The organism is Kocuria sp. SM24M-10, assembly GCF_001027955.1.
Classification (GTDB): domain Bacteria; phylum Actinomycetota; class Actinomycetes; order Actinomycetales; family Micrococcaceae; genus Kocuria; species Kocuria oceani.
Window position 1 is genome coordinate 1 of the sequence record NZ_LDNX01000088.1, and the last position, 5115, is coordinate 5115.

The window sequence follows — 5115 nt, forward strand, 5'->3', positions numbered from 1 at the left end:
TCCCTCCGACGCCCCGGTCCGCCCCCGGCCCGCCCGCGCCCGGCGGTCCCGGCGCCCGCGGGCGGCGGTCCCGGCGCCCGCGGGCGGGCCGGGGCTGTCGGCCGCGCGGCTTAGACTGGGGGACGATGTCCTCCACCGACCCCGCCACCACCCCGCCGGTCCCCGTGCTCCACGCCCTCACGGTCCCGCTGTCCGCCCTCGGGGCGGACGCCCCGGACCTGCGGGAGCTGCTGGCCGGGCCCGACCTGCTCTGCTGGACCGTGGACGGGCGCGGCCTCGTGGCCCACGGCCGGGTCGCCGAGCACACGGTGCGCGGCCCGGACCGCTTCACCGCCGCGCGCGTGTGGTGGGACGACGTGGTCGCCGCCGCCGTGGTCGAGGACCGGGTGGGCGTCCCGGGCACCGGGCTCGCCGCGTTCGGCGCGTTCACCTTCGCCTCGGCCTCCGGGGCCGAGTCCGGGCTCGTGGTGCCGGAGCTGCTCGTGGGCCGCCGCGACGACCTGGCCTGGGTCAGCCTCGTGGTGGCCGTGGCGCCCGGCACGCCCTTCGCGCTGAGCCTCGACGACGTGACCGCGGCCTGGCTGCGCCGCTTCGGCACCGCCCCCGGCCGCCCGCCGGCCGCCGGGGACGACCCGGCAGCGGTGCCCTCCGACGTCCGGCTGTCCCCCGGCACACTGGGCGAGCACGAGTGGACCGGGGCCGTGCGCGACGGGGTGGACCTGATCCGCGCGGGCCGGCTGGAGAAGCTGGTGCTGGCCCGCGACGTCGTGGCCCGCACCGACGAGCCGCTCGACCCGGTGGCCGTGGTCCGGGACCTCGCCCACCGCTACGACCAGTGCTGGACGTACTGCGTGGGCGTCGGCGGGGGCGCCGCGGGACGGCTGATGGGGGCGACCCCGGAGATGCTCGTGCAGGTGCTCGACGGAGCGGCCCACGCCCGCGTGCTCGCGGGCACCCTGGACCGGGACGCGGCCCCGGTGGGCGAGGACCCCCAGGAGTACGCCGCCCGGGTGCTCGGGGAGTCCGAGAAGCAGCAGCACGAGCACGGCTTCGCGATCGACTCCCTCGTGGCGTCGCTGGCGCCCTACACGGACGCGGTGACCACCTCCCCCGAGCCGTTCATCCTGGAGCTGCCCAACGTGTGGCACCTCGCCTCAGACGTCACCGCCGCGCTGCGCCCGGGCCCGGCCGGGGACCCGCCCTCCGCCCTGGAGCTGGCCGAGGCGCTGCACCCGACCGCCGCGGTCTGCGGGACGCCCACCGCCGTGGCGGCGGCCACCATCCCGGAGCTGGAGCGGATGGACCGGGGCCTGTACGCCGGGCCGGTCGGCTGGCTGGACGCCGCCGGCAACGGGGACTGGGGCATCGCCCTGCGCGGCGCGGTGCAGGAGGACGAGCGCACCGTGCGGCTCTACGCCGGGTGCGGCATCGTGGCCGCCTCCGACCCGGAGGCCGAGCTCGCCGAGACCTGGGCGAAGCTGCGGCCCATGCTCCAGGCCCTCGGGCAGCGCGCCGACGGCGCCGTCGAGCGGCTCGTGCCCGCCCCCGGGCTCTCCGTCCGCTGAGCCCGCCGGGCCCGGGCTCCGGCGGCGGCGCGCCCGGACGCGCGGATTGCACCGTATCCTTGTGTCCCGAACGCAGTCGGGGGTGACCGCCCCGTAGAGCCGGCTCCTCGCGCGGCCCGACCGCGCCGTCGACCACCGCTCCTACCGGAGGAACCGCCCATGCCCCGCCCGTCCCGCCGCCGCGCCGCCGGCATCCTGTCCGCCGCCGTCCTCGCCCTCACGGCCTGCTCCGGCGGCTCCGCCGAGGACACCGCCGCGGAGACCGCCGCCGGGTCCGCGACCCCGGTGGACGGCGGGTCGGCCGCGGTGGCCCTGGTGGAGCCCGGCTTCCTCACCGTGTGCTCGGAGTCCAACTACCCGCCGTTCGAGATGGAGCAGGGCGGCGAGATGGTGGGCCTCGACATGGACCTGGGCCGGGAGATCGCCGCCGACCTCGGCGTGGAGATGAAGAACGTCACGCTCGGCTTCGAGTCCATCCAGTCCGGCGCCGCCCTCGACACCCGCCAGTGCGACGTGGCGATCTCCGCCCTGTCCATCACCGAGGAGCGGCGGAGCGTGATGGACTTCTCCGACCCGTACTACGACAACGAGGTCGGCCTCGTGACCGACGGGGAGGACGGCGTCGCCTCGATCGACGCCGCCCGCGAGGAGCAGGTGCGCGTGGGGGTCATGCAGGGCACCGTCGGGGAGACCCAGGCCCGGGAGCTCGGCCTCGACACCGTCCAGTTCGAGGACGCCACCACGCTGTTCACCGGGCTCAGCACCGGCGCCGTGGACGCCGTGCTCGACGACGTCACCGCGATCGCCGAGCACGCCCAGGACGACCCGGACTTCGTGGTCCAGGAGACCGCGGACCTCGACGACCAGCTCGGCGTGGCCGTCCGGAAGGGCGACGCGGCGATGCTCCAGGCCGTCGACGCCACCCTGGACCGCATCGAGGAGGACGGCACGCTCGAGCAGATCGTCGAGCAGTGGATCCCCGTCCAGGAGAAGGACTGACCGAAGGACCCCGTGCCCCGCACCCGGGGCGCCGGCTCCGCCACCGACCGCCCGTACCACCCAGAACGGACCACTCCATGGCCATGACCATGCACCAGAGAGCCCGGCTCTCCCGCGGCATCCAGTACGCCGTCCTGATCCTCGTCGTCCTCGCGCTGCTCGCGATCGCCGACTGGCCGCTGCTGATCGAGAAGGTGTTCAACCCGGAGATCGCCGCCCAGCAGTTCCCCGGCATCATCACCACCGCACTGAAGAACACCCTCATCTACACGCTGCTCGGCTTCGTGGTCGGTCTCACCGGGGGTGTGGTCCTGGCGCTGATGAAGCTCTCCTCCGTGGCGCCCTACCGGTGGCTGGCCACGCTGTACATCGAGTTCTTCCGCGGCGTGCCCGCCCTGCTGGTCTTCCTCGCCTTCGGCTACGGCATCCCGCTGGCCTTCGGCTTCCGCTTCAACCACTACGTCACGGTCATGGTCGCCCTGGGCCTGGTGGCCGCCGCCTACATCGCGGAGTCGCTGCGGGCGGGCCTGCAGGCCGTGCCGAAGGGCCAGTACGAGGCCGCCCGCTCCCTGGGCATGTCCCACGCCCGGGCGATGGTCACGATCGTCATCCCGCAGGCCCTGCGGATCGTCCTGCCGCCGCTGACCAACGAGGTCATCCTGCTGACCAAGGACTCCTCCCTGGTCTACCTGCTGGGCATGGGCATCGGCCAGTACGAGCTCACCAAGTACGGCCGCGAGGCGATCTCGGGCTCCGGCGCCGGCCTGACGCCCCTGGTCGTGGCGGGCATCTGCTACCTCATCATCACGGTGCCGCTGGGCATCCTGACCCGCCGCTTCGAGTCCAAGACCGACCGCATGAAGAAGTCCTAGGAGCCAGACGATGAGCACTGCATCCTCCCCGCAGCCCGCACCCGCCGACGGCCTCGCCGGCGCCGCGTCCGTCGTGATCGACGGCCTGCACAAGTCCTACGGCTCCCTCGAGGTGCTCAAGGGCATCTCCCTGAGCGTGGGAGCCGGCCAGGTGGTCTGCCTCATCGGCCCCTCCGGCTCGGGCAAGTCCACCCTCCTGCGCTGCGTGAACCTGCTCGAGAGGCCCCAGCAGGGGCGGATCACGATCGGCGACTTCGACGTCACCGACCCCGAGGCCGACGTGGACCGGATGCGCCGGCACGTGGGCATGGTCTTCCAGCAGTTCAACCTGTTCCCGCACCTGAGCGTCCTCGAGAACTGCACCGTGGCCCAGGTCAAGGTGCTCAAGCGGGACAAGGCCGAGGCCGAGCGGATCGCCCGGGCCAACCTCGACCGCGTGGGCCTGGCCGAGAAGTCCGACAACCACCCCGACCAGCTCTCCGGGGGCCAGCAGCAGCGCGTGGCCATCGCCCGCGCCCTGTCGATGGACCCGTCCCTGATGCTCTTCGACGAGCCCACCTCCGCCCTCGACCCCGAGACGGTGGGCGACGTGCTGTCCATCATGCGCGACCTCGCCGCCGAGGGCATGACGATGCTCGTGGTCACCCACGAGATGGAGTTCGCCCGCGACGTCGCCGACAAGGTCGTCTTCATGGACGGCGGCGTGGTCGTCGAGGAGGGCCCCGCCGCCCAGGTCATCGGCACCCCGAAGGAGCCCCGCACCCAGTCGTTCCTCGCCCGGGTGCTCAACCCCACCCAGGTGCAGGCCCCGGAGCGCTGACCCGGCGGCCGCTCCGCCCGCAGGCCGCCGAAGGGCCCCGTCCACTCCCCGGGGACGGGGCCCTTCCGTGCGGTCCGTTCCCGCGGTCCGTTCCCGCAGTCCGTCCATGCGGACCGTGCCCGCAGCCCGTCCCACAGTCCGGCCGGGGGACACCTCCCGGGGCGCCAGCACGCCGCCCGGACGCCCCCGGGACGCGGACGGGCTCGGCTCAGTCCGCGGGACCGGCCACCGCGGCCCGGATCCGGGCGTGCAGGGCCCGCAGCTCCCGCCGTTCCACCCGCACCTCGAGCACGGAGCGGCCGCGCACGGGCCCGGCGAGCGCCGCGGCGAGCTCCGGCAGGCTGTCCGCCCGCCGGTGCGGGACCCCGTAGCCCGCGCAGAGCGCGTCCAGGCGCGCCTCGTGCGGGGTCCCGAAGAAGCGCTCGACGACGTCGCGGTACTCCTGCTGCTCCCCCAGCGCGCCGTGCTCGAGGGTCGCGAAGATCCCGCCGCCGCCGTCGTTGAGGACCAGGACCTGCAGGTCGGGCTCCCGCTCGCCGGCGCCCAGCAGCAGGGAGGAGGCGTCGTGCAGGAAGGTCAGGTCCCCCACGAGGGCGCGGACGGGGCGCCCGGTGCCCAGCGCCGCGCCCGCGGCGGTGGCCACCGTCCCGTCGATCCCGGCGAGCCCGCGGTTGGCGACCACCAGCGGGGACACGGGGCCGGGGCGGGCGGCGAGGTCCAGGTCCCGCACGGGGTTGGAGGAGCCGGCGACGAGCACCGCCCCGTCCTGCCGGCAGGCCTCCCACAGCGCGGCGGCCACGGCCGGGCCGGTCGGGCGCCCCGGGGGCTCCGCGGCGAGCAGCCGCGCCACGGCACCGTC

General features: G+C 75.0%; 5 protein-coding genes. 4 read left to right on the top strand and 1 reads right to left on the bottom strand.

Annotation, left to right across the window (positions count from 1 at the left end):
• Positions 1-125: 125 nt before the first annotated feature.
• From ABL57_RS10160 to ABL57_RS10175, 4 genes are all read left to right on the top strand, one after another.
• Positions 126-1565 carry an isochorismate synthase MenF gene (locus ABL57_RS10160; RefSeq protein ID WP_047803357.1) on the top strand — a complete coding sequence of 480 codons (1440 nt, stop codon included), beginning with the start codon at positions 126-128 and terminating at the stop codon, positions 1563-1565.
• 159 nt (positions 1566-1724) lie between these two features.
• A complete protein-coding gene (locus tag ABL57_RS10165; protein ID WP_047803358.1) occupies positions 1725-2564 on the top strand; it encodes an ABC transporter substrate-binding protein in 840 nt (279 codons plus the stop codon).
• 77 nt (positions 2565-2641) lie between these two features.
• Entirely contained in the window at positions 2642-3436 is a 795-nt protein-coding gene (locus ABL57_RS10170) for an amino acid ABC transporter permease (RefSeq protein ID WP_047803359.1), read from the top strand.
• A gap of 10 nt (positions 3437-3446) precedes the next feature.
• Positions 3447-4256: an amino acid ABC transporter ATP-binding protein gene (locus tag ABL57_RS10175; protein WP_047803360.1), complete on the top strand. Its 810-nt coding sequence runs from the start codon at positions 3447-3449 to the stop codon at positions 4254-4256.
• 208 nt (positions 4257-4464) lie between these two features.
• Here the strand turns inward: ABL57_RS10175 and ABL57_RS10180 are convergent.
• Positions 4465-5115 (bottom strand): thiamine pyrophosphate-binding protein (locus tag ABL57_RS10180; protein ID WP_047803361.1); only part of this gene is annotated, 651 nt, incomplete at its 5' end.

Excerpts from the sequence above, each read along its gene's own strand:
- ABL57_RS10160 (WP_047803357.1), top strand. The coding sequence starts at position 126 with ATGTCCTCCACCGACCCCGCCACCACCCCGCCGGTCCCCGTGCTCCAC.
- ABL57_RS10165 (WP_047803358.1), top strand. The coding sequence starts at position 1,725 with ATGCCCCGCCCGTCCCGCCGCCGCGCCGCCGGCATCCTGTCCGCCGCC.
- ABL57_RS10175 (WP_047803360.1), top strand. The coding sequence starts at position 3,447 with ATGAGCACTGCATCCTCCCCGCAGCCCGCACCCGCCGACGGCCTCGCC.
- ABL57_RS10170 (WP_047803359.1), top strand. The coding sequence starts at position 2,642 with ATGGCCATGACCATGCACCAGAGAGCCCGGCTCTCCCGCGGCATCCAG.